This is a genomic window from Pseudoneobacillus rhizolycopersici (assembly GCF_054786815.1).
This window is the reverse complement of sequence record NZ_JBTOOE010000007.1, coordinates 84,380-105,540: the sequence shown is the minus strand read 5'-3', so window position 1 is coordinate 105,540 and position 21,161 is coordinate 84,380. Positions and strand designations below refer to the sequence as shown.

The 21,161-nt window shown below is 37.7% G+C and carries 24 protein-coding genes; 23 read left to right on the top strand and 1 reads right to left on the bottom strand.

The window, feature by feature from the left end; all coding sequences use genetic code 11:
* Window positions 1-21 precede the first annotated feature (21 nt).
* Together ACX9YW_RS09765 and spoVM are read left to right on the top strand one after the other, a co-directional pair.
* Window positions 22-669 carry a thiamine diphosphokinase gene (locus ACX9YW_RS09765; protein ID WP_460345546.1) on the top strand — a complete coding sequence of 216 codons (648 nt, stop codon included), beginning with the start codon at window positions 22-24 and terminating at the stop codon, window positions 667-669.
* A 77-nt stretch (window positions 670-746) separates the two neighbouring features.
* On the top strand, window positions 747-827 hold the full coding sequence (spoVM, locus tag ACX9YW_RS09760) for a stage V sporulation protein SpoVM (protein ID WP_230495796.1): 81 nt from the start codon (window positions 747-749) through the stop codon (window positions 825-827).
* A gap of 119 nt (window positions 828-946) precedes the next feature.
* Here the strand turns inward: spoVM and rpmB are convergent, their stop codons facing one another.
* Window positions 947-1,135, bottom strand: a complete 189-nt coding sequence (gene rpmB, locus ACX9YW_RS09755; protein WP_230495715.1) for a 50S ribosomal protein L28 — start codon at window positions 1,133-1,135, stop codon at window positions 947-949.
* Window positions 1,136-1,404: 269 nt separating this feature from the next.
* Between rpmB and ACX9YW_RS09750 the strand changes: the two genes are divergently transcribed.
* The 21 genes from ACX9YW_RS09750 (at window position 1,405) to rplS (ending at window position 21,098) form a co-directional block, all read left to right on the top strand.
* Window positions 1,405-1,767, top strand: a complete 363-nt coding sequence (locus ACX9YW_RS09750) for an Asp23/Gls24 family envelope stress response protein (protein ID WP_460345894.1) — start codon at window positions 1,405-1,407, stop codon at window positions 1,765-1,767.
* 82 nt (window positions 1,768-1,849) lie between these two features.
* Window positions 1,850-3,529, top strand: a complete 1,680-nt coding sequence (locus ACX9YW_RS09745) for a DAK2 domain-containing protein (protein ID WP_460345542.1) — start codon at window positions 1,850-1,852, stop codon at window positions 3,527-3,529.
* Window positions 3,530-3,678: 149 nt separating this feature from the next.
* A complete protein-coding gene (gene sdaAB, locus ACX9YW_RS09740; RefSeq protein WP_460345539.1) occupies window positions 3,679-4,341 on the top strand; it encodes an L-serine ammonia-lyase, iron-sulfur-dependent subunit beta in 663 nt (220 codons plus the stop codon).
* A gap of 41 nt (window positions 4,342-4,382) precedes the next feature.
* Entirely contained in the window at window positions 4,383-5,267 is an 885-nt protein-coding gene (gene sdaAA, locus ACX9YW_RS09735) for an L-serine ammonia-lyase, iron-sulfur-dependent, subunit alpha (RefSeq protein ID WP_460345536.1), read from the top strand.
* Window positions 5,264-7,312, top strand: coding sequence for an ATP-dependent DNA helicase RecG (gene recG, locus ACX9YW_RS09730; RefSeq protein ID WP_460345533.1), 2,049 nt, complete (start codon window positions 5,264-5,266; stop codon window positions 7,310-7,312). Before sdaAA ends, recG begins: the two co-directional genes overlap by 4 nt.
* A gap of 106 nt (window positions 7,313-7,418) precedes the next feature.
* On the top strand, window positions 7,419-7,985 hold the full coding sequence (gene fapR / locus ACX9YW_RS09725) for a transcription factor FapR (protein ID WP_460345530.1): 567 nt from the start codon (window positions 7,419-7,421) through the stop codon (window positions 7,983-7,985).
* Window positions 7,986-8,005: 20 nt separating this feature from the next.
* Window positions 8,006-9,001: a phosphate acyltransferase PlsX gene (plsX, locus tag ACX9YW_RS09720; protein ID WP_460345527.1), complete on the top strand. Its 996-nt coding sequence runs from the start codon at window positions 8,006-8,008 to the stop codon at window positions 8,999-9,001.
* Window positions 9,002-9,017: 16 nt separating this feature from the next.
* Complete coding sequence (fabD, locus tag ACX9YW_RS09715; protein WP_460345524.1) at window positions 9,018-9,962, top strand: ACP S-malonyltransferase; 945 nt, start codon at window positions 9,018-9,020, stop codon at window positions 9,960-9,962.
* Window positions 9,962-10,705 (top strand): 3-oxoacyl-[acyl-carrier-protein] reductase, encoded by a 744-nt coding sequence (gene fabG, locus ACX9YW_RS09710; RefSeq protein WP_460345521.1) that lies wholly within the window; start codon window positions 9,962-9,964, stop codon window positions 10,703-10,705. Before fabD ends, fabG begins: the two co-directional genes overlap by 1 nt.
* A gap of 81 nt (window positions 10,706-10,786) precedes the next feature.
* Complete coding sequence (gene acpP / locus ACX9YW_RS09705; RefSeq protein ID WP_460345518.1) at window positions 10,787-11,020, top strand: acyl carrier protein; 234 nt, start codon at window positions 10,787-10,789, stop codon at window positions 11,018-11,020.
* A 136-nt stretch (window positions 11,021-11,156) separates the two neighbouring features.
* Window positions 11,157-11,891 (top strand): ribonuclease III, encoded by a 735-nt coding sequence (rnc, locus tag ACX9YW_RS09700; RefSeq protein WP_460345515.1) that lies wholly within the window; start codon window positions 11,157-11,159, stop codon window positions 11,889-11,891.
* Between the two features lie 31 nt (window positions 11,892-11,922).
* The gene (gene smc / locus ACX9YW_RS09695) at window positions 11,923-15,486 is read left to right on the top strand and encodes a chromosome segregation protein SMC (RefSeq protein WP_460345512.1); all 3,564 of its coding nucleotides are present in this window, start codon (window positions 11,923-11,925) and stop codon (window positions 15,484-15,486) included.
* A 20-nt stretch (window positions 15,487-15,506) separates the two neighbouring features.
* Window positions 15,507-16,493, top strand: coding sequence for a signal recognition particle-docking protein FtsY (gene ftsY / locus ACX9YW_RS09690; protein WP_460345509.1), 987 nt, complete (start codon window positions 15,507-15,509; stop codon window positions 16,491-16,493).
* A gap of 86 nt (window positions 16,494-16,579) precedes the next feature.
* A complete protein-coding gene (locus tag ACX9YW_RS09685) occupies window positions 16,580-16,912 on the top strand; it encodes a putative DNA-binding protein (RefSeq protein WP_460345507.1) in 333 nt (110 codons plus the stop codon).
* A 13-nt stretch (window positions 16,913-16,925) separates the two neighbouring features.
* Window positions 16,926-18,278 carry a signal recognition particle protein gene (ffh, locus tag ACX9YW_RS09680; RefSeq protein ID WP_460345504.1) on the top strand — a complete coding sequence of 451 codons (1,353 nt, stop codon included), beginning with the start codon at window positions 16,926-16,928 and terminating at the stop codon, window positions 18,276-18,278.
* A 99-nt stretch (window positions 18,279-18,377) separates the two neighbouring features.
* The gene (rpsP, locus tag ACX9YW_RS09675; RefSeq protein WP_460345501.1) at window positions 18,378-18,650 is read left to right on the top strand and encodes a 30S ribosomal protein S16; all 273 of its coding nucleotides are present in this window, start codon (window positions 18,378-18,380) and stop codon (window positions 18,648-18,650) included.
* A gap of 21 nt (window positions 18,651-18,671) precedes the next feature.
* A complete protein-coding gene (locus ACX9YW_RS09670) occupies window positions 18,672-18,902 on the top strand; it encodes a KH domain-containing protein (protein ID WP_460345498.1) in 231 nt (76 codons plus the stop codon).
* Between the two features lie 67 nt (window positions 18,903-18,969).
* Window positions 18,970-19,356, top strand: coding sequence for a YlqD family protein (locus tag ACX9YW_RS09665; RefSeq protein ID WP_460345495.1), 387 nt, complete (start codon window positions 18,970-18,972; stop codon window positions 19,354-19,356).
* A gap of 12 nt (window positions 19,357-19,368) precedes the next feature.
* Window positions 19,369-19,887, top strand: coding sequence for a ribosome maturation factor RimM (gene rimM, locus ACX9YW_RS09660; RefSeq protein ID WP_460345492.1), 519 nt, complete (start codon window positions 19,369-19,371; stop codon window positions 19,885-19,887).
* A complete protein-coding gene (gene trmD, locus ACX9YW_RS09655) occupies window positions 19,887-20,615 on the top strand; it encodes a tRNA (guanosine(37)-N1)-methyltransferase TrmD (RefSeq protein WP_460345892.1) in 729 nt (242 codons plus the stop codon). The genes rimM and trmD overlap by 1 nt, the downstream gene beginning before the upstream one ends.
* A 138-nt stretch (window positions 20,616-20,753) precedes the next feature.
* Entirely contained in the window at window positions 20,754-21,098 is a 345-nt protein-coding gene (rplS, locus tag ACX9YW_RS09650; protein WP_460345889.1) for a 50S ribosomal protein L19, read from the top strand.
* Window positions 21,099-21,161: the final 63 nt, after the last annotated feature.

Sequence of the window (21,161 nt, the reverse complement as noted above, 5' to 3'; positions counted from 1 at the left end):
CTTTTTTCAGGAGGTATTTAAGTGATTATTAATATTTTGGCAGGAGGTCCGACAACCCAATTACCCGATTTACAAGGCTATAATAGTGAAAATGTTATTTGGGTAGGGGTCGATCGTGGCGTATTTACCCTTCTCTCACTTGGGATAAAACCAGACTATGCGTTTGGAGATTTTGACTCTGTTTCCCATGCAGAATTTCTCATCCTTGAAAAAGAATTACAACAAATAAATAAATTCTTACCCGAAAAGGACGAAACGGATTTGGAACTTGCCTTAGATTGGGCACTAACACAATCCCCAACTGAAATTAGAATTTTTGGTGCGACAGGTGGAAGGGTTGATCATTTTTTAGCTAATCTACAAATGTTATATAAAGGGCTATCGAGTGGATTAAATTGTGAAATCTCTATTATCGACTGTAAGAATATCGTCTTTCTAAAAAGTGCAGGAACATATCATCTATTAAAACATTCTGATAAACAGTATGTCTCCTTTTTGCCTTTTACACCTACTATCGAAAAATTAACCCTTCATGGATTTAAATATTCTTTAATAGAAAGGAATATTTCTTATGGCAGCACACTATGTATAAGTAACGAACTTATTTCTGATTATGGTACTTATTCTTTTTTGGACGGCATATTAATAGTGATAAGAAGTCATGATTGATTGCCCGTTTTTTTAGTACTAAATAAGTAAATGTGAATAAGATGATATGGGTGTAAAAGTTTGTGAGGAGGGACAGTATGAAGTTTTATACAATTAAACTGCCAAAATTTCTAGGCGGACTTGTCCGAGCGATGATTGGAGCCTTTAAAAAGGATTAACATGGTAGCTAAACAGCCTTTTAGAAATAAAAGTATCCTTAACAACAGAAGGATACTTTTATTTTTTCTTTAAAATGGTAAAAATAAAAAGACATCCTAAAAAAGGATGTCTTTAAAAATTATACACGCTCAACTTTTCCAGAGCGAAGTGCTCTAGTTGAAACCCAAACACGTTTAGGTTTTCCATCAACAAGAATACGTACCTTTTGTAGGTTTGCACCCCATGTACGCTTTGTAGCGTTCATTGCATGGGAACGAGCGTTTCCAGAACGAGTCTTTTTACCAGTTACTACACATTTACGTGGCATTAAATTTCCCTCCTTACAATCAAAAGCGTAAAATCTTGTACGCTTATTTTTATAAAATTTGGACAATCTGTTAATGAGAAAAACAAATGAAACTGTTTTTCTACCTCAAACATACTTTAATAATTTATCACACAACTTTAATGAATGCAATAGATGTAATCAAATGCTTTCAAGAATTTTTCCTTGACAATAAGAATTCCTTTTAAAATATGTGAGGTTATAGTAAAATGTCTGTAGTCAAGGAGCAATTTCCAAAGGGGGAACGACTCATGTCCATCGAAATGAAAACGAAATTTGGCCATATTGATATCTCTAATGAAGTAATTGCCACAATTGCAGGTGGAGCTGCCGTTGATTGTTATGGAATTATAGGAATGGCATCAAAGAATCAATTGAAGGATGGTTTAACCGATATTTTGCGAAGAGAAAATTTCACTCGCGGTGTGATCGTTCGTCAAGAAAATGAAGAGGTACATATCGATATGTATATTATCGTAAGCTATGGAACGAAAATTTCTGAAGTTGCTCATAACGTGCAATCCAAGGTGAAATACACGCTTGACAAAACAGTTGGCCTTGCTGTTGATTCAGTAAACATTTTCGTTCAAGGAGTTCGCGTATTGAACCCATAATATTCGTTGGTAAACGAACTTGTTCGTCTTAACGAACCATAGACTCGGCTTTGTGACGAGTACTTGTAAGGAGGAAGGATTTGTGTCAATAACCACATTAGATGGGAAACGTTTTAGTGAAATGGTCATTCAGGGGGCTAATCATTTAGCTGCCAATGCCAAATTGGTCGATGCGCTAAACGTTTTTCCAGTACCTGATGGTGATACTGGAACCAATATGAATTTGTCGATGTCTTCTGGGGCTAAGGAAGTTAAAAATAACGTCCAGGACCATATTGGCAAGGTTGGTATCGCTTTATCAAAAGGTTTACTGATGGGAGCTCGTGGAAATTCTGGGGTTATTTTATCACAGTTATTTCGCGGTTTTTCAAAAGCGATTGAGCAAAAAAATGTTATTAATGGAAAAGAATTTGCTCAAGCTTTGGAGGCTGGGGTCGAAACAGCTTATAAAGCTGTAATGAAACCGGTTGAAGGAACAATCTTAACCGTTGCTAAAGATTCCGCCAAAAAAGGGGTATTGGTTTCCAAAAAGGAGTCCGATATTATTGCGATTATGGAAGAAGTGCTGAAGGAAGCTCGTGCTTCATTAAATCGCACTCCAGACCTATTACCTGTATTAAAAGAAGTTGGAGTCGTCGATAGTGGTGGACAAGGATTAGTGTTTGTTTATGAGGGCTTTTTAGCTGTCCTAAAAGGGGAGAGCCTACCGGAAGTGACTAATCTTTTAACCAGCATGGATGACCTTGTTAGTGCAGAGCACCATAAAGCTGTTCAAGGTCATATCAATACCGAGGATATTGAATTTGGCTATTGCACGGAGTTTATGGTGAAATTTGAAGAGGATAAGCTATTAAACCATCCGTTCTCAGAAGAAAAGTTCCGTAATGATTTAAGCGATTTTGGTGACTCTTTATTAGTGATTTCCGATCAGGAAATTGTAAAGGTTCATATTCATTCAGAACAACCGGGTAATTGCTTAAGTTACGGTCAACAATACGGTAGCCTTATTAATATTAAAATTGAAAACATGCGCCAGCAGCATACGAACATTATTGGGGAAACAAATCATTCAGATGCTGTAAAGAATGTAAAAAAGACAGAGAAACAAGAGTATGGTATTGTTGCTGTTTCAATGGGAAGCGGTATAGCCAAGCTTTTCAAAAGTATTGGAGCGTCGGCTGTGATTGAAGGTGGTCAGACGATGAACCCTAGTACGGAGGATATCGTCAAAGCAATAAACGAAGTAAATGCCAAAAAAGTCATTATTTTACCAAATAATAAAAATATTATTATGGCAGCTGAACAAGCAGCCGAGGTTTCAGAACAAGAGGTTATTGTGATTCCTTCTAAGACGGTACCACAAGGAATGACCGCCCTTTTAGCTTTTAATCCTACAACGGATTTAGTGTCTAACAAGAATACAATGACTGAAGCATTGAATCACGTTAAAACTGGGCAAATTACCTTTGCTGTTAGAGATACAAGCATTGAAGGTCTTGAAATTGAAAAAGATGATTTTATGGGGCTAAATGAAGGTAAGATTGTCGTGAAAAATAAGAACAAGCTTGAAGCGGCTAAAGAGCTACTACGTCAAATGGTTGATGAAGATGTAGAGATTTTAACCATTCTTCAAGGTGAGGATACAACTGACGATGAAGTTGAAGAATTAGTTGGCTTTATTGAAGGTCTCAATGAAGACCTTGAGATCGAAGTCCATAATGGTGGGCAGCCACTTTATTCTTTTATATTTGCAATTGAATAATTTAACTATAAAATAGAAGGGGCTCCCTTCTATTTTTTTGGTGTAAAAATAAGGGATTTAATCAAATTTGGAGCCAAACTGTTAAGTTTCTAATATAATTATTATAGAGATGTTGTTTAAATCTGAGTTGATGGTAGGGGGAGAAACCTTTGAAGTATAAAAGTGTCTTTGATATTATTGGTCCAATCATGATTGGTCCTTCAAGCTCTCATACAGCAGGAGCTGCTAGGATTGGGCGAGTTGCCAGAAATTTATTTGGCCGTGAGCCTAAATGGGCATCCATTTCGTTATATGGGTCTTTTGCACAAACTTATAAGGGACATGGAACAGATGTTGCCCTTATTGGTGGAATACTAGATTTTGATACTGATGATGAACGAATTATACAAGCAATTGATATTGCAAAAGAGAAAGGCATGAAGATTAGTTTTATTGAAGAGGATGCGGTTACGGACCATCCCAATACTGCCCGAGTGTTTATCGGAGATGATCAAGGAGAACTCGAATTAGTCGGGATTTCCATTGGCGGTGGAAAAATTGAGATAACTGAGTTGAATGGATTCCAATTAAAGCTATCCGGACACCATCCAGCAATACTAGTTGTCCATAATGACCGTTTTGGTGCGATTGCGAACGTTGCCAGTGTACTTGCTAAACATGAAATAAATATCGGTCATATGGAGGTTTCACGTAAAGAAGTCGGAAAGCTTGCTTTAATGACGATTGAAGTTGATCATAATATTGAGGATCTGGTTATTCATGAGATTGAACAACTCCCCAATATTCTCAAAGTAACTAAAATTGTAGATTAATCTAGCAACACAGGCTAGATTTATTTTAGGGGGATATGATAATGTTTCGAAATGTTGCTGAATTAGTTGAATTAGCGGTAAGTCAAAATAAAAAAATTTCTGATATCATGATCGAGCAAGAGATGAAGGTACGCAGAACTACCCGAGAGGAAATTATGGGAATGATGGAGCGTAACCTTGTTGTAATGGAAGAAGCGGTAGAAAAAGGGATAAAAGGGGTTAAATCTCATTCAGGTTTAACAGGTGGGGATGCTGTCCTTTTACAAAAGTATATTGAAAAAGGAAACTTCCTCTCCGGACAAACGGTCTTAGAAGCTGTTAGTAAAGCTGTTGCCACTAATGAGGTAAATGCTGCGATGGGGACCATTTGTGCAACACCGACAGCTGGATCTGCAGGTGTAGTACCAGGTACATTATTTGCAGTGAAAAATAAATTAAAGCCAACAAGGGAAGAGATGGTTAGATTTCTTTTCACTTCGGGTGCATTCGGATTTGTAGTTGCCAACAACGCTTCTATTTCAGGTGCAGCAGGCGGCTGCCAAGCAGAGGTGGGTTCGGCGGCAGGGATGGCTGCAGCTGCCATTGTTGAAATGGCTGGTGGAACGCCACAGCAATGTTCAGAAGCAATGGCCATAACGTTAAAAAATATGCTTGGCTTAGTGTGTGATCCTGTTGCAGGACTCGTAGAAGTTCCTTGTGTGAAACGAAACGCTATGGGTGCAGCAAATGCAATGGTTGCCGCCGATATGGCACTAGCAGGCATTACAAGCCGGATACCATGTGATGAGGTTATTGAAGCCATGTTTAGAATTGGGCAATCAATGCCGACCGCTTTAAAAGAAACGGCCCAAGGAGGACTGGCGGCAACACCTACTGGTCGAGCTTTAGAAGCGAAAATCTTTGGTATTCCGCTCGACAAAAAGTGAGTCAAAACCTTTACCAACCCGTAACCGCCATTACAGGGATTGGGGAAGAAACAGCAAATGCATTAATAGAAATTAAAGTATTTACCATTAATGACTTATTGGAATACTTTCCTTATCGGTATGAGGATTATCGTTTAAAGGACCTTGCAGAAGTTCAGCATGAGGAAAGAGTAACCATTGAAGGGAAGGTTCATAGCGAGCCTTCTCTTATCTACTATGGTCGAAAAAAATCGAAATTAACGGTAAGAGTTCTAGTGGATCGCTATTTAATTAACGTTGTTTTTTTTAATCAACCATATATAAAAAGCAAATTAGAGGTTAATGCCCCCATTACTGTCACAGGAAAATGGGATAAATTTCGTCAAACGATTACTGCGAATGAAATGAAAAAAGCGGATAGCATACAAGCTAAAGATTTTGAGCCTGTCTACCATCTAAAAGGAAATTTGACAATGAAGGGAATTAGGCGTTTTGTTCAACTTGCTTTTTCACAGTTCGGCAATCAGGTTGAGGAAAACTTACCACAAAGCTTGTTACAGCAGTATCGACTTTTAAACCGGCGGGATGCATTAAAAGCTTTGCATTTTCCGACGTCAGAACAAGACGTTAAACAAGCACGAAGAAGATTTGTTTATGAGGAGTTTTTATTATTCCAAATAAAAATTCAAGCGCTCAGAAAATTTGAACGAGAGCATTCTGCCGGGTTATCACAAATCTACCAAAATGATAAATTAAAAAACTTCATTCAGTCACTTCCATTTCCGCTTACAGATGCCCAAAAAAGAGTTGTCAAGGAAATTCTATCGGATTTGAAGTCTCCTTATCGGATGAATCGGCTTTTACAAGGGGATGTAGGTTCTGGCAAAACCGTTGTAGCCGCAATTGGGTTATTTGCCTCTTTTTCAGCAGGATACCAAGGTGCCTTGATGGTCCCCACGGAAATCTTAGCGGAACAACATGCAGAATCTTTAAAGAATTTGTTGACACCTTGTAATATTAAATGTGAACTACTTACTAGTTCAATTAAAGGAAAGGAAAGAAAAAGAATTTTAGAGAGTTTAGAACTTGGGGAAACCAATATTCTGATAGGAACACATGCGCTAATCCAGGATGAGGTACGTTTTCAACGATTAGGTCTTGTCATTACAGATGAGCAGCACCGTTTTGGAGTGGAACAACGGAGAGTTCTGCGTGAAAAGGGTGAAAATCCAGATGTCTTGTTTATGACGGCAACACCCATTCCGAGAACATTGGCCATCACAGCATTTGGGGAAATGGATGTTTCAATCATTGATGAAATGCCTGCCGGAAGAAAAACAATTGAAACCTATTGGGCGAAACAGGATATGCTTCAAAGAGTATTAAACTTTATGGAAAAAGAATTAGTTAAAGGAAGACAAGCCTATGTCATATGCCCGTTAATTGAGGAATCAGAAAAACTGGATGTTCAAAACGCCATTGATGTTCACAGTATATTAAGTCACCATTTTCAGGATAGATATAAAATTGGACTAATGCATGGAAGATTACCAAGTGCTGAGAAAGAAGAAGTCATGAGGGCGTTTAGTATAAATGAAACCCAAGTCCTTGTTTCTACTACTGTCGTCGAGGTCGGAGTGAATGTACCTAATGCGACATTTATGCTTATCTATGATGCAGAGAGATTTGGCCTCTCTCAATTACACCAGTTGAGAGGGAGGGTCGGTCGAGGAAGTGAACAATCCTACTGTATTCTATTAGCAGACCCTAAAACCGATATCGGGAAAGAAAGAATGAAAATCATGACGGAAACGAACGATGGTTTTGTACTGAGTGAGAAGGATTTGGAATTAAGAGGTCCTGGTGATTTTTTTGGGAAGAAGCAAAGTGGACTACCGGAATTCAAAATTGCTGACATGGTGCATGATTATCGTGCTTTAGAAACAGCCAGAAATGATGCTGCTCAATTAATACAGTCACATGCATTCTGGAATTCTGAAGAATACCAGTATTTAAGGAAAAACCTACAGCAATCAGGTGTTCTTGATGGGGAAAAGTTAGATTAATTAAAAATGAGGATTGTAAGATGAAATGAATTTCTTGCAATCTTTTTTTTTTACTTTTATACTACTATTAGTACCTAGTCATAATATCTCGGATGGTGTGTAATGAATGAGGCTTAATAAAAAGGAACGTCAACAGATGTTGACTGATACAATAAAAGAAAATCCCTTTATTACGGATGAGGAATTAGCTGATAAATTTTCTGTTAGTGTACAAACCATTCGTCTAGATCGTTTAGAACTTTCGATACCGGAACTTCGCGAACGAATAAAAACTGTGGCAGAAAAGCGTTTTGATGATGAAGTAAGATCCTTACCCATCGATGAAGTAATTGGGGAAATCATAGATATACAACTGGATCACAGTGCTATTTCCATTTTTGATGTTAAAAAGGAACATGTTTTTAAGCGAAATAAAATTGCTAGAGGTCATCATTTATTTGCTCAAGCCAATTCATTGGCTGTTGCGGTCATTAATGATGAATTAGCCTTAACAGCAAAGTCCAATATACAATTTAAACGGCTAGTCAAGGAAAATGAACGAGTGATTGCTAAAGCTAAGGTTTTGAGGATTGATCAGGAAAATGGCAGAACTAGTGTAGAAGTAAATAGTTATGTTAATAATGAACTAGTATTTACTGGTGATTTTGATATGTTCCGTTCAAAACTAATTTGAATCTAAAAGGATGAGACAAGATGAAACTCGCCATTGATGCAATGGGTGGAGATAATGCACCAAAGGAAATCGTTTTAGGAGCAATGAAAGCTGTAGAGAATGATAAAAATATACATATTACACTTGTCGGGAATGAAACCGAAATTAATCACTACTTAACCAATAAAGAACGGATTGAAATCCTTCATACAGATGAGATTATCCTCGGTACCGATGAACCGGTTCGAGCTGTTAGGAGAAAGAAAAATGCTTCCATGGTATTGGCTGCCCAAATGGTTGCAGATAATAAGGCAGATGCTTGCATTTCAGCAGGAAATACTGGTGCTTTAATGGCTGCAGGTTTATTTGTTGTTGGTCGAATAGAAGGGATTGACCGCCCGGCACTAACACCAACTTTGCCAACGATTGGTGGGGAAGGGTTTTTACTGTTAGATGTGGGAGCCAATGTAGATGCAAAGCCCGACCATCTTCTTCAATACGCAATAATGGGATCGATTTATAGCGAGAAAGTAAGAGGGATTAAAACACCTCGTGTTGGTTTGTTAAATATTGGTACAGAAGAGAAAAAGGGAAATGAGCTCACGAAACAAACATTTGAAATATTAAAAACAGCCCCAATCCATTTTATTGGAAATGTAGAGGCGCGTGATTTATTAGAAGGGGTAGCTGATGTAGTGGTGACAGATGGTTTTACTGGAAATATGGTTCTTAAAACGATTGAAGGAACTGCCCTCTCTGTATTTAAAATGCTTAAGGGGGCATTAACATCAAGTCTTAAAGCAAAGTTGGCTGCAGCTGTCCTGAAGCCAGACTTATATCATCTAAAAAACAAAATGGATTATTCTGAGTATGGTGGTGCTGGATTATTTGGTTTAAAAGCACCTGTTATTAAAGCACACGGTTCATCAGATGCCCAAGCCATTTATAGTGCCATACGTCAAGCTAATTTGATGGTAAAAGAAGACGTAACACCATTAATCCAAAAAGCAATTGAAGAATATCAAATTAACAGTTAATAAAAGAGGTGTACATATGGGGAAAATAGCCTTTATCTTTCCTGGTCAAGGTTCGCAGACGGTAGGAATGGGAGAAGATTTTGCTAAGCATAATGAAAGATGTGCTGACCTATTTAAAAAGTGCGATGAAAAACTTCAGTTTTCATTATCTACCTTAATTTTTAATGGTCCTCAAGAAGAATTAACACAAACTTATAATGCTCAACCTGCACTTCTAACCACAAGTATGGTGGCACTGTCTTTTTTCAGTGAATTTGGAATAAAAGCTGATTATGTTGCCGGTCATAGTCTTGGCGAATATTCTGCACTGGTTGCTGCTGGTGCAATGGAGTTTGATGAAGCTGTGTATGCCGTCAGAAAACGTGGTGAACTTATGGAAGCGGCAGTACCAAACCGTGAAGGAACAATGGCAGCAATTCTAGGAATAGAGCGTGAAGCATTATTGGAGGTAACCAATTCCGTTACGGAAGAAGGAAATCCTGTTCAATTGGCTAATTTAAATTGCCCAGGACAAATTGTGATTTCGGGTACTAGACAAGGTGTTGAAATTGCTTGTGTAAGAGCAAAGGACGCAGGGGCAAAACGTGCTCTTCCTCTTGATGTAAGCGGACCATTCCACTCAGAATTGATGAAACCTGCTGCAGATAATTTTAAGGAAGTCTTAAGTGAAATGAATATTGCTCATGCAAATATTCCGGTAGTTGCCAATGTCCTGGCTGACTCTATTACTGACCGTAATACGATTAAAGAAAAATTAGTCGAACAACTTTATTCCCCAGTCCTTTGGGAGGATTCTGTCAGAAAAATGATCGAAATGGGTGTCGATACCTTTATTGAAATTGGGCCAGGAAAAGTTTTGTCTGGATTAGTAAAGAAAATTGATAAATCGGTGAAAACTTTCTCTGTCTCCGATATCGAAAGTGCACATTCCACAGTTGAAGCCTTGAAGGGGGAGAAATAATGAAATTAGCTGGCAAAGTTGCTCTTGTCACAGGAGCATCAAGGGGTATTGGTCGTGAAATAGCTATTGAGATGGCTAAGCACGGGGCAAATGTTGCCGTCAATTATTCTGGCAGTGAAGCGAAAGCAAATGAAGTAGTTGATTTAATAAAGGAAATGGGGCAGGATGCTTTTGCTGTCCAATGTGATGTATCAAATTCTGAAGCCGTTACTAATATGGTTAAAGAAACAGTTGACCGTTTTGGAAAATTGGATATTGTCATAAACAATGCTGGTATTACAAGAGATAATCTATTAATGAGAATGAAAGAAGACGAATGGGATGATGTCATCAACATCAACTTAAAGGGTGTATTTCTTGTAACGAAAGCTGTTACTCGGCAAATGATGAAACAACGTTATGGCAGAATCATTAATGTTGCCTCAATCGTCGGTGTTAGCGGAAATCCTGGACAAGCTAACTATGTTGCAGCCAAGGCTGGAGTAATTGGCTTAACAAAAACAAGTGCTAAGGAATTAGCAACGCGTAATATAACCGTTAATGCGATTGCGCCTGGATTCATTACAACAGATATGACAGATAAGCTTACGGAAGATGTAAAGACCGAAATGTTGAAAGTAATTCCACTTGCAAGATTTGGCGAGCCTAAAGACATTGCAAAAGTGGCCCTATTCCTCGCATCAGACGACAGCGCCTATATGACAGGGCAAACATTACATGTCGACGGCGGAATGGTTATGTAATATTGATTCCAATATTTAAAGGAATGAACTTTATTCTTTAAATAAAATCTACTATAATGGCTTGAGGGGAGGTGAATGAGCATGGCAGAAGTTCTAGAGCGCATTACGAAAGTAGTTATTGACCGTCTAGGAGTAAATGAATCTGAGGTGAAACTTGAAGCATCATTCAAGGAGGACCTTGGTGCAGATTCTCTTGATGTAGTTGAGCTTGTAATGGAATTAGAAGATGAGTTTGATATGGAAATCTCTGACGATGATGCTGCAAAAATTGCCACAGTTGGTGACGCAGTTAACTACATACAAAGTAAATTATAGTCATCAGATTTCAAAGAAAGCTCCGTTTTTTACGGGGCTTTATTTTATTTTTCGAAAACTAGTAGGTGCCATTGCCTTTTCTTATAAGATTTTTTAAAATTGGTAAGATGGAGATAGAAAGTAAGGTGGAAATGATATGCGCAAGAGCGAAAAAAGTTATCACCGCGCAAAGGATCAGCTTTTTAAACAATTTCAAGAAGATATTGGAATTCAATTTACTGATGAAAGATTATTAAGGCAAGCATTTACACATTCATCCTATGTGAATGAGCATCGAAAGAGACCCTTTGAAGATAATGAAAGGCTAGAGTTTTTAGGGGATGCCGTTCTAGAATTAACTGTTTCGCAATTTCTCTATAAAAAATACACAATGATGAGTGAAGGGGAATTAACGAAGCTACGGGCGGCCATTGTTTGTGAACCTTCTTTAGTTAATTTTGCAAATGAACTTTCTTTTGGTCGCTTAATCCTCCTTGGAAAAGGGGAGGAGATGACGGGGGGAAGAGAACGCCCAGCCCTTTTAGCTGATGTCTTCGAGGCATTTATCGGGGCACTTTATTTAGATAAAGGAATTGAAACAGTTATTGAATTTTTGGAAAAAAACGTCTATCCCAAAATTCATACCGGTGCTTTTTCTCATGTGATGGATTTTAAAAGTCAACTTCAGGAATTGGTTCAACGCGACAGTTTAGGAATACTGGAATATCGGATCCTTCAAGAAATAGGACCGGCCCATAATCGGGAGTTTAAATCTCAAGTATCATTAAACGGTGGGGACCTTGGAATTGGAATAGGCAAGTCAAAAAAAGAAGCTGAACAACATGCAGCACAAATGGCCCTGCAAAAACTTAAATTACAAAATCATCAATAGAATTCTCTCTTCGAAAGGAGGGGTTATGGGCATGTTTTTAAAACGACTTGAGGTAATAGGCTTTAAATCGTTTGCTGAACGAAGTGTGGTTGAATTTGTTCCTGGTGTTACCGCGGTTGTTGGACCAAATGGCAGTGGAAAAAGTAATATTACCGACGCCATTCGCTGGGTACTAGGGGAGCAATCTGCCAAATCACTTCGTGGTGGAAAGATGGAAGATATTATTTTTGCGGGTAGTGACTCAAGAAAGTCGCTAAATTATGCGGAGGTTACTTTAACCCTAAATAACGAGGACCACTTTTTACCTATTGATTACAGTGAGGTAAGTGTAACTAGAAGGGTATTTCGTTCAGGTGAAAGCGAATATCTGTTGAACAAACAATCTTGCCGCTTAAAAGATATTATTGATTTATTTATGGATTCTGGCCTAGGTAGGGAAGCGTTTTCAATTATTAGCCAGGGCAGGGTTGATGAAATCCTAAATAATAAAGCAGAGGAACGACGTACGATCTTTGAAGAAGCTGCTGGGGTGTTGAAATATAAAACGAGAAAGAAAAAGGCAGAAGGTAAATTAACTGAAACTCAAGAAAATTTAAATCGGGTAAACGATATTTTACATGAACTTGAGGTACAAGTTGAACCCTTAAAAATTCAGGCTTCAATGGCAAAGGATTTCTTGGAAAAAAAAGAAGAACTGGAAAAGTACGAAGTAGCCGTAACGGTCTATGAAATTGAAGAACTACATCAAAAATGGGAAAGTATGACAAAACTTTTTTCTCAGCATCAAGAGGAAGAAACCAAACTTTCAGATGAATTGTCGAGGAAGGAATCCTCAGTCAATGATATTCGTACTCATATACAGTTGTTAGATGAAAATATTTCCAATTTACAGTCTGTTTTATTACGTACAAGTGAAGATTTAGAAAAATTAGAGGGTAGAAAAGAAGTTTTAAAAGAGCGAAAAAAGAATGCTTCGCAAAATAGGGTACAACTTGAAAAGAATATCTTAGACCTTTCAGGAAAAATCGATTTATTGAACCAACAAAAAAGCGAACAAGAAAATATTGTCCTTAGCCTAGAAAAGGAAGCGGAAAATCTATTAGCTAGATTGACAGAAAAGCGCAATCAAATTAATCTGTTTAGCGAAAATATCGAAGAAAAGATTGAAGGTTTAAAAAGCGAGTATATTGATATTCTTAATGAGCAGGCGAGTTCAAAAAACGAATTAAAAAATATCATTGGTCAAATAGAACAGCAACAAGTAAGAATCTCAAGGCTCTCATCCGAGAATGAAAAACATTTGGCCGAACGGAAAATTATTGATGATAAAAAACACCTGTTGGAAGCTTCTATTTCTAATATCCAAACGGAAGTGGAGACAGGGGTAGTTTCTTTTCGGGAAGGGCAAAGAAAATTAGAAACACTGAAAAAAAACTATCAAAACCAAGAAAAGATGCTCTATCAAGCCTATCAATATTTAGGGCAGGCAAAATCCCGGAAGGAAATGCTTGAAGAAATGGAGGATGATTTTACTGGTTTCTTTCAGGGTGTCAAAGAGATACTGAAGGCAAGGGGAACTAAATTAAAGGGTATTGAGGGGGCAATTGCTGAGCTTATTCAAACCCCTAAACAATATGAACTAGCAATTGAAACAACTCTTGGAGGAGCAATGCAACATATTGTTGTTGAAAACGAAGAAAGTGCCCGTTATGCCATTCAGTTTCTAAAACAGCATTCTTATGGCCGAGCAACCTTTTTACCAATGAATATCATAAAAGGTAAAACCTTACAAGGTTATCAATTACAAATCATTCAGGGACATTCATCTTTTATTGGGATTGCAACCGATTTAATTCGTTATAACGATAAATATAATGAAATAATTTTGAATCTATTAGGGAACGTCATCGTTACGAAGGATTTGAAAGGGGCGAATGAAATTGCCAAGGCCCTTCAGCATCGCATGAGAATTGTAACTTTAGACGGAGATATCGTTAATCCAGGTGGTTCGATGACTGGAGGGGCTGTTAAACAAAAGTCAACCTCTTTATTGTCTCGTAAAGCTGAACTAGAAGACCTAAAGAAAAAGATTTTGGAAATGGACACCAAGACGACAAACATAGAACAACAGGTAAAAAATTTGAAACAAGAAGTTGAACTTGGGGAACAACGTCTGGAGGTTCAAAGGAAAAACGGTGAAAAGTTACGTCTAAAAGAACAAACCCTAAAGGGAGAGCTCAGGGAAATACAGGTTGAGGAAAGAAATATTAATGAGCGTTTAGCTTTATATGATCTTGAAATGAACCAATTTACAGAAGAAAAAGTATCTTTATTAGAGAAAAAAGAAAAATTAGAGAAAAAATTAGCGGATTATGAACGTGACATCCATTCTCTAGACGAGCAAATTCAACATCTCAACTTGCAACGAACTTCAGAAAAGAGCTCAAGGGAGTCGTTAGGGGAAGATATTAATGAATTGAAGGTCGCTTATGCCTCCATCTCTGAACAATTCTCCCATTCAAAAGAGAGATTAGAATTGATCGAATCCCAATTAAACGAAAATCATGAAAAATGGATGATTTTTAAGGAAGATTTAGAAATTCTAACATCAGAAATGACAAATAATAACTCAGGTGAAGAACAATTAGAAAATGCTGCAAAAATGAAGCTTCAAGATAAAAATGAAGTAGTAAAACAAATTGAGTCTTATAAGTCAGAACGAGATCAATTAAATACGATGGTAGCTGAATTGGAGCTGGCAGCAAAAGAACTTAAACGACTTCATCACGGTTTATTCGGAGCATTGAAAGATGAAGAGGTTAAAATTAATCGATTAGATGTATCGTTGGAGAATAAATTAGCCTATCTTAGAGAGGAATATCTGCTTTCTTTTGAAGCAGCTAAGGAGCAATATCCTTTGCAAGTTCCTATCGAAGATGCGCGAAAAAAGGTAAAATTAGTAAGCCTTGCTATCGAGGAATTAGGTACGGTAAACTTAGGGGCGATAGATGAATATGATCGTGTATCAGAGCGATATGAATTTCTTTTAGCCCAAAAAAACGACCTCCAAGAGGCAAAGGATACATTATTCCAAGTGATTGATGAAATGGACGAAGAAATGAAAAAGAGATTTTCCATTACTTTTGAGGGAATTCGGACACATTTTGAGCCTGTTTTCCAGAGCCTATTTGGTGGTGGTCGAGCTGATTTAAGACTAACAAGCCCTGAGGACCTTCTAAATACGGGCGTAGAAATAGTTGCACAGCCTCCTGGGAAAAAACTGCAAAATTTAGGTCTTTTATCAGGTGGGGAACGAGCACTTACGGCGATTGCCTTGTTATTTGCGATATTGAAAGTCCGTCCAGTTCCGTTTTGTGTACTCGATGAGGTAGAAGCGGCCTTGGACGAAGCGAATGTATTCCGCTTTAGCCAATATCTAAAAAGATATAGCCGAGAAAATCAATTTATAGTTATTACCCATCGAAAGGGAACGATGGAAGGTGCTGATGTCTTATATGGGGTAACCATGCAAGAATCGGGAGTTTCGAAGCTTGTGTCTGTCCGATTAGAAGAAACAGCCAAACTAGTAAAGTAATTCGAAAAGGAAGTGGAAAAATGAGTTTTTTTAAGAAACTAAAAGAAAAAATAACTCAGCAGACGGACGCAGTTACAGAAAAATTTAAAGAAGGCTTAACGAAGACCCGTGACAACTTTTCCAATAAAATGAATGATTTAGTTGCTCGTTATCGTAAGGTTGACGAGGAGTTTTTTGAAGAGCTCGAAGAAATTCTCATTGGAGCAGATGTTGGTTTTGATACCGTGATGAAACTGATTGAAGAGTTAAAAATGGAAGTGAAACGAAAAAACATTCAAGACTCTAGGGAAATTCAAAGTGTTATTTCTGAAAAATTAGTAGAAATATACCAAGAAGCTGATGAATCAAATCCAGAAATTAATATTCAGGAAAATGGGCTAACTGTTATCCTTTTTGTTGGAGTAAATGGCGTTGGGAAAACAACGACTATCGGAAAGCTTGCTCACAAATATAGAACAGAAGGAAAGAGCGTCCTCCTTGCTGCTGGTGATACCTTCAGGGCAGGTGCGATTGAACAATTAGAAGTTTGGGGAGAGCGTGTTGGTGTTGAAGTAATCAAGCAAGCTGAAGGATCCGACCCTGCTGCAGTTATGTATGATGCCATTCAATCGGCCAAGGCAAGAAAAGCTGATATTCTTATTTGCGACACCGCAGGAAGATTGCAAAACAAAGTTAACCTGATGAAAGAACTAGAAAAGGTTAAGCGAGTAATCGAAAGGGAAGTACCTGGAGCACCTCATGAAGTTCTACTCGTATTGGATGCAACGACTGGCCAAAACGCTTTAATTCAGGCGAAAACGTTTAAAGAGGCAACGAATGTCACAGGAATTGTGTTATCTAAACTTGATGGAACAGCAAAAGGTGGGATTGTAATAGCTATCCGGAATGAGTTGAAAATTCCTGTTAAGCTTGTGGGTCTAGGTGAAAAAATGGACGATCTGCAAGAATTCGATGCAGAAAAATATGTATATGGATTATTCTCTGAACTAATTGATACAGAGGAATAATCTGTAAACTTATTACCTTGACACTTATTTTGATGCTGGTGTAAACTAGCTTTGTAAAGGTATTTCACTTAACAAGGGGGATTAGCATGCTTGAAAAGACAACGCGTATGAATTATCTGTATGATTTTTATCAGTCGTTGTTAACAGAAAAACAGCAGAGCTATATGTCTCTCTACTATTTAGATGACTATTCTCTAGGCGAAATTGCTGAAGAATATGAGGTCAGCCGTCAGGCGGTATATGATAACATAAAACGTACCGAGACGATGTTAGAAGAATACGAAGCAAAGCTATTGCTTTTTTCTAAGTTTCTGGAGAGAAAGAAGCTGATTACTAGGTTAAAAGAGTTGTCAGAAGAAAAATCCCTCTCTCGCGAAGCTATTGCCGAGGCAATAGTAGAACTAGAGAAATTAGATTAGGAGGCTAACACGTATGGCATTTGAAGGATTAGCCGACCGACTGCAAAATACGATTAATAAAATCCGTGGCAAAGGAAAAGTAACGGAAGCAGATGTAAAGGAAATGATGAGAGAAGTTCGACTCGCCCTACTGGAAGCTGACGTGAATTTTAAGGTTGTCAAGGATTTCGTTAAAAAGGTTAGTGAAAGAGCGGTTGGACAAGAAGTATTAAAAAGTCTAACACCTGGTCAACAAATCATCAAAGTCGTTCAAGAAGAGTTAACTGAACTTATGGGTGGGGAAAATAGCAAAATTGCGGCAGCTAACCGGCCACCAACGGTTATCATGATGGTTGGACTTCAAGGTGCCGGGAAAACGACCACCACAGGAAAACTCGCAAACCTTCTTCGGAAAAAATATAACCGCAACCCATTATTGGTAGCCGGGGATATTTATCGTCCCGCTGCAATTAAGCAGTTAGAAACATTAGGGAAACAATTAAATATGCCAGTCTTTTCCCTTGGTGACCAAGTAAGCCCTGTCGAAATTGCAAAGCAAGCCATCTCAAAGGCAAAAGAAGATCACAATGATTACGTCCTTATCGATACAGCAGGTCGTCTTCATGTTGATGAACATTTAATGGATGAACTAAAAAACATTAAAGAATTAACAAAGCCTGATGAGATTTTCCTTGTTGTTGACGCGATGACAGGACAGGACGCTGTAAATGTCGCACAAAGCTTTAATGAGCAACTTGGACTTACCGGGGTTGTTTTAACCAAGCTTGATGGCGACACCCGTGGAGGAGCCGCATTATCTATTCGAGCTGTCACAAATACACCGATAAAATTTATTGGTCTTGGTGAAAAAATGGATGCCATCGAGCCTTTCCATCCTGAACGTATGGCATCACGTATTCTTGGTATGGGTGATGTTTTAACCCTGATTGAAAAAGCCCAGGCTTCTGTTGATGAGGAAAAAGCAAAAGAACTTGAGCAGAAAATGCGGACGATGTCCTTTACACTTGATGATTTCCTTGATCAATTAGGGCAGGTCCGAAAACTTGGTCCATTAGACGAAATTTTGAAAATGATGCCGGGTGCGAATAAGATTAAAGGGTTAAACAATATACAAGTGGATGAAAAACAAATTGCCCATGTCGAGGCTATTATTCGTTCCATGACAAAGGCAGAAAAGACTCAACCTGAAATCATCAATGGTAGCCGTAAAAAAAGAATTGCTAAGGGCAGTGGACGGTCAGTTACGGAAATCAATCGCCTTCTCAAGCAATTTGAAGACATGAAAAAAATGATGAAACAAATGACCAACATGCAACAAAAAGGCAAGAAAAAAGGTGGATTTAAACTGCCTTTTAAGCCATTTTGATGATAAAATTTTATATGTAAAGAAAAAACACTTTACAAGCAATAATCAATCTGATATTATTCTATCTTGTGTGAAACTTATTTGGAGGTGCTTATTAAAATGGCAGTTAAAATTCGTTTAAAGCGTATGGGAGCTAAAAAATCTCCTTTCTATCGTATTGTTGTAGCAGATTCTCGTTCTCCTCGTGATGGACGTTTCATCGAAACAGTTGGAACTTACAATCCAGTGAATCAACCAGCTGCAATCGAAATCAACGAAGAATTAGCATTAAAATGGCTTTCAAATGGTGCGAAACCATCTGATACAGTACGTAATCTTTTCTCGCAACAAGGCATTATGGAAAAATTCCACAATGCAAAAGTCTCTAAGTAATTGAAAGATGGCCAAAAGACTATGAAACAGTTAATTGAGACGATTGTTAAGCCCCTTGTAGATTATCCAGAAGATGTTCAAGTGAATGTCGTAGAAGAGGATCATCGCGTAACCTACCAGCTTTCTGTCAACAAGAATGACATGGGAAAAGTAATTGGAAAGCAAGGGCGTGTTGCAAAAGCGATTCGAACTGTGGTCTATGCGGCAGGAACTTCAGCACAAAAGAAAATATTCTTAGAGATCAACGAGTAGAAACAACTATGAAAGGAGGGGCAACCCTCCTTTTTTACATATAAAAAATAAGATTGGAGTCATTTTTATGAAAATTCTTCAGTCGGTTGTCGTAAAACAAGTATTAACGGAGAAAAGTAAAAAAGAACTCCTCCATCATTTTGAAAAGAATTTGTTTCAATTAAAAAAAGAAATTGAACAACTTCAATTTGAACAAAAAAGATTTGAAAAAACAAGTAAATTGTCAACAAATGAAATTCAACATCATTTTGACCTTGAACTGAAAAAACGCAAAGATAAAATGAAAATGACTACCTTTCAAATTGAACAATTAGACTCACTCCCATTGGGTAGTGAACTCAAAGAGAAAGAAGTACAGGCCATTGTTGATATTCAGATCGGGGATAGATGGGATAAAAAAATGGACCAAGCGGAAATCATTATTAAAGATGGGATAGTCCAAGAAATTCGCTAGAGGTGATCATGAATGGTAAATTGGTTTAATGTTGGAAAAATTGTAAACACCCATGGTATCAGAGGAGAGGTTCGGGTCATTTCCCGGACTGATTTTGCCAATGAACGCTATAAAGTAGGAAATACCCTATATTTATTTTTAGATGAAAAAAATGATCCACTGGAATTAAAGGTAGCTAGCCATCGAAATCATAAAAATTTCGATTTATTAACATTTGAAGGTCATGAAAATATTAATCACGTTGAGAAATTCAAAGGTGGAATTTTAAGAATTCCGGAAAGTCAACTTTCCACTTTAGAGGAAAATGAATTTTATTTTCACGAAATTATTGGCTGTGAAGTATTCACTTTAGAAGGTGAAGAAATCGGTAAGATTAAAGAAATTTTAACTCCTGGTGCTAATGATGTTTGGGTAATTAAAAATAAATCGGGAAAAGAAATATTAATCCCGTACATTGAACAGGTAGTAAAAGAAATAGATGTAAAAAACAAAAAGGTTTTGATTGATCCGATGGAAGGATTATTGTCATGATGAGGATTGATGTTTTAACTCTATTTCCAGAGATGTTTTCAGGTGTATTTGGTTCATCCATATTAAAAAAAGCAGCAGACAAAAATGCGGTTCAATATCAATTAATCAATTTTCGTAACCATTCAGATAACAAACATCAAACGGTCGACGATTATCCATATGGCGGTGGTGCAGGTATGGTATTAAAGCCACAGCCTATCTTTGACGCTGTTGAGGCGTTGAATGCCCCAAATGCCAAGGCGAGAATTATCTTACTCTGCCCACAAGGAGAACGGTTCAATCAAAAAAAGGCTGAGGAATTAGCTAAAGAAGAACATCTCATTTTTATTTGTGGTCACTACGAAGGCTATGATGAAAGAATTCGTGAGTATCTCATTACCGATGAAATTTCAATTGGTGATTATGTTCTGACTGGTGGAGAATTAGGAGCCATGGTTGTAATCGATAGTGTTGTAAGGTTGTTACCTGAGGTTCTAGGAAATGAAGAATCCCATCAAAAGGACTCCTTCAGTACGGGATTGCTTGAACACCCTCATTATACCCGTCCAGCGGATTTTCGTGGGATGAAAGTACCTGATATACTATTATCAGGAAATCATAAAAATATTGAAGAATGGCGAGTGAGAGAATCATTGCGTCGCACTTTTACGAGAAGACCTGATTTATTGGAGCAAATGGAGCTTTCGGATGAACAACAAAAATGGTTGAATGAAATGAAAAAGCATTAAAAATATTATTGAAATGCATTGTCCTTTATGGTATGATACTACTTGTGACTTGGGCTTATTACTAGTTTGGTCACTTATTTAGATGTTCCGCTGCATGCAAGAATTTGTATGAGCATCTGTTGGAAGGAGTTGAAAACGATGCAAAAATTGATTGAAGATATCACAAAAGAACAACTTCGCACTGATTTACCAGCTTTCCGTCCTGGAGACACTGTACGTGTACACGTTAAGGTTGTCGAGGGTACTCGTGAGCGTATTCAGTTGTTTGAAGGTGTAGTGATTAAGCGTCGTGGTGGTGGCATTAGCGAAACTTTCACAGTACGTAAAGTTTCTTACGGTGTAGGCGTTGAGCGTACATTCCCTGTTCACACACCAAAAATCGCGAAGTTAGAAGTTATCCGTCGTGGTAAAGTTCGCCGTGCGAAGCTATACTACCTACGTAACCTTCGTGGTAAAAAAGCTCGTATTAAAGAAATTCGATAATTGTAAAAAAAGGGCTTGTCATACAAGCCCTTTTTTTAATATTAAAAAACTTAGATACTAAAA

Coding starts and splice junctions, on each gene's coding strand:
- fapR (WP_460345530.1), top strand. CDS start 7,419: ATGAGGCTTAATAAAAAGGAACGTCAACAGATGTTGACTGATACAATA.
- fabG (WP_460345521.1), top strand. CDS start 9,962: ATGAAATTAGCTGGCAAAGTTGCTCTTGTCACAGGAGCATCAAGGGGT.
- smc (WP_460345512.1), top strand. CDS start 11,923: ATGTTTTTAAAACGACTTGAGGTAATAGGCTTTAAATCGTTTGCTGAA.
- fabD (WP_460345524.1), top strand. CDS start 9,018: ATGGGGAAAATAGCCTTTATCTTTCCTGGTCAAGGTTCGCAGACGGTA.
- ffh (WP_460345504.1), top strand. CDS start 16,926: ATGGCATTTGAAGGATTAGCCGACCGACTGCAAAATACGATTAATAAA.
- ACX9YW_RS09685 (WP_460345507.1), top strand. CDS start 16,580: ATGCTTGAAAAGACAACGCGTATGAATTATCTGTATGATTTTTATCAG.
- plsX (WP_460345527.1), top strand. CDS start 8,006: ATGAAACTCGCCATTGATGCAATGGGTGGAGATAATGCACCAAAGGAA.
- rpmB (WP_230495715.1), bottom strand. CDS start 1,135: ATGCCACGTAAATGTGTAGTAACTGGTAAAAAGACTCGTTCTGGAAAC.
- ftsY (WP_460345509.1), top strand. CDS start 15,507: ATGAGTTTTTTTAAGAAACTAAAAGAAAAAATAACTCAGCAGACGGAC.
- trmD (WP_460345892.1), top strand. CDS start 19,887: ATGAGGATTGATGTTTTAACTCTATTTCCAGAGATGTTTTCAGGTGTA.
- rimM (WP_460345492.1), top strand. CDS start 19,369: ATGGTAAATTGGTTTAATGTTGGAAAAATTGTAAACACCCATGGTATC.
- sdaAA (WP_460345536.1), top strand. CDS start 4,383: ATGTTTCGAAATGTTGCTGAATTAGTTGAATTAGCGGTAAGTCAAAAT.
- rpsP (WP_460345501.1), top strand. CDS start 18,378: ATGGCAGTTAAAATTCGTTTAAAGCGTATGGGAGCTAAAAAATCTCCT.
- rnc (WP_460345515.1), top strand. CDS start 11,157: ATGCGCAAGAGCGAAAAAAGTTATCACCGCGCAAAGGATCAGCTTTTT.
- spoVM (WP_230495796.1), top strand. CDS start 747: ATGAAGTTTTATACAATTAAACTGCCAAAATTTCTAGGCGGACTTGTC.
- rplS (WP_460345889.1), top strand. CDS start 20,754: ATGCAAAAATTGATTGAAGATATCACAAAAGAACAACTTCGCACTGAT.
- acpP (WP_460345518.1), top strand. CDS start 10,787: ATGGCAGAAGTTCTAGAGCGCATTACGAAAGTAGTTATTGACCGTCTA.
- ACX9YW_RS09750 (WP_460345894.1), top strand. CDS start 1,405: ATGTCCATCGAAATGAAAACGAAATTTGGCCATATTGATATCTCTAAT.
- ACX9YW_RS09670 (WP_460345498.1), top strand. CDS start 18,672: ATGAAACAGTTAATTGAGACGATTGTTAAGCCCCTTGTAGATTATCCA.
- ACX9YW_RS09665 (WP_460345495.1), top strand. CDS start 18,970: ATGAAAATTCTTCAGTCGGTTGTCGTAAAACAAGTATTAACGGAGAAA.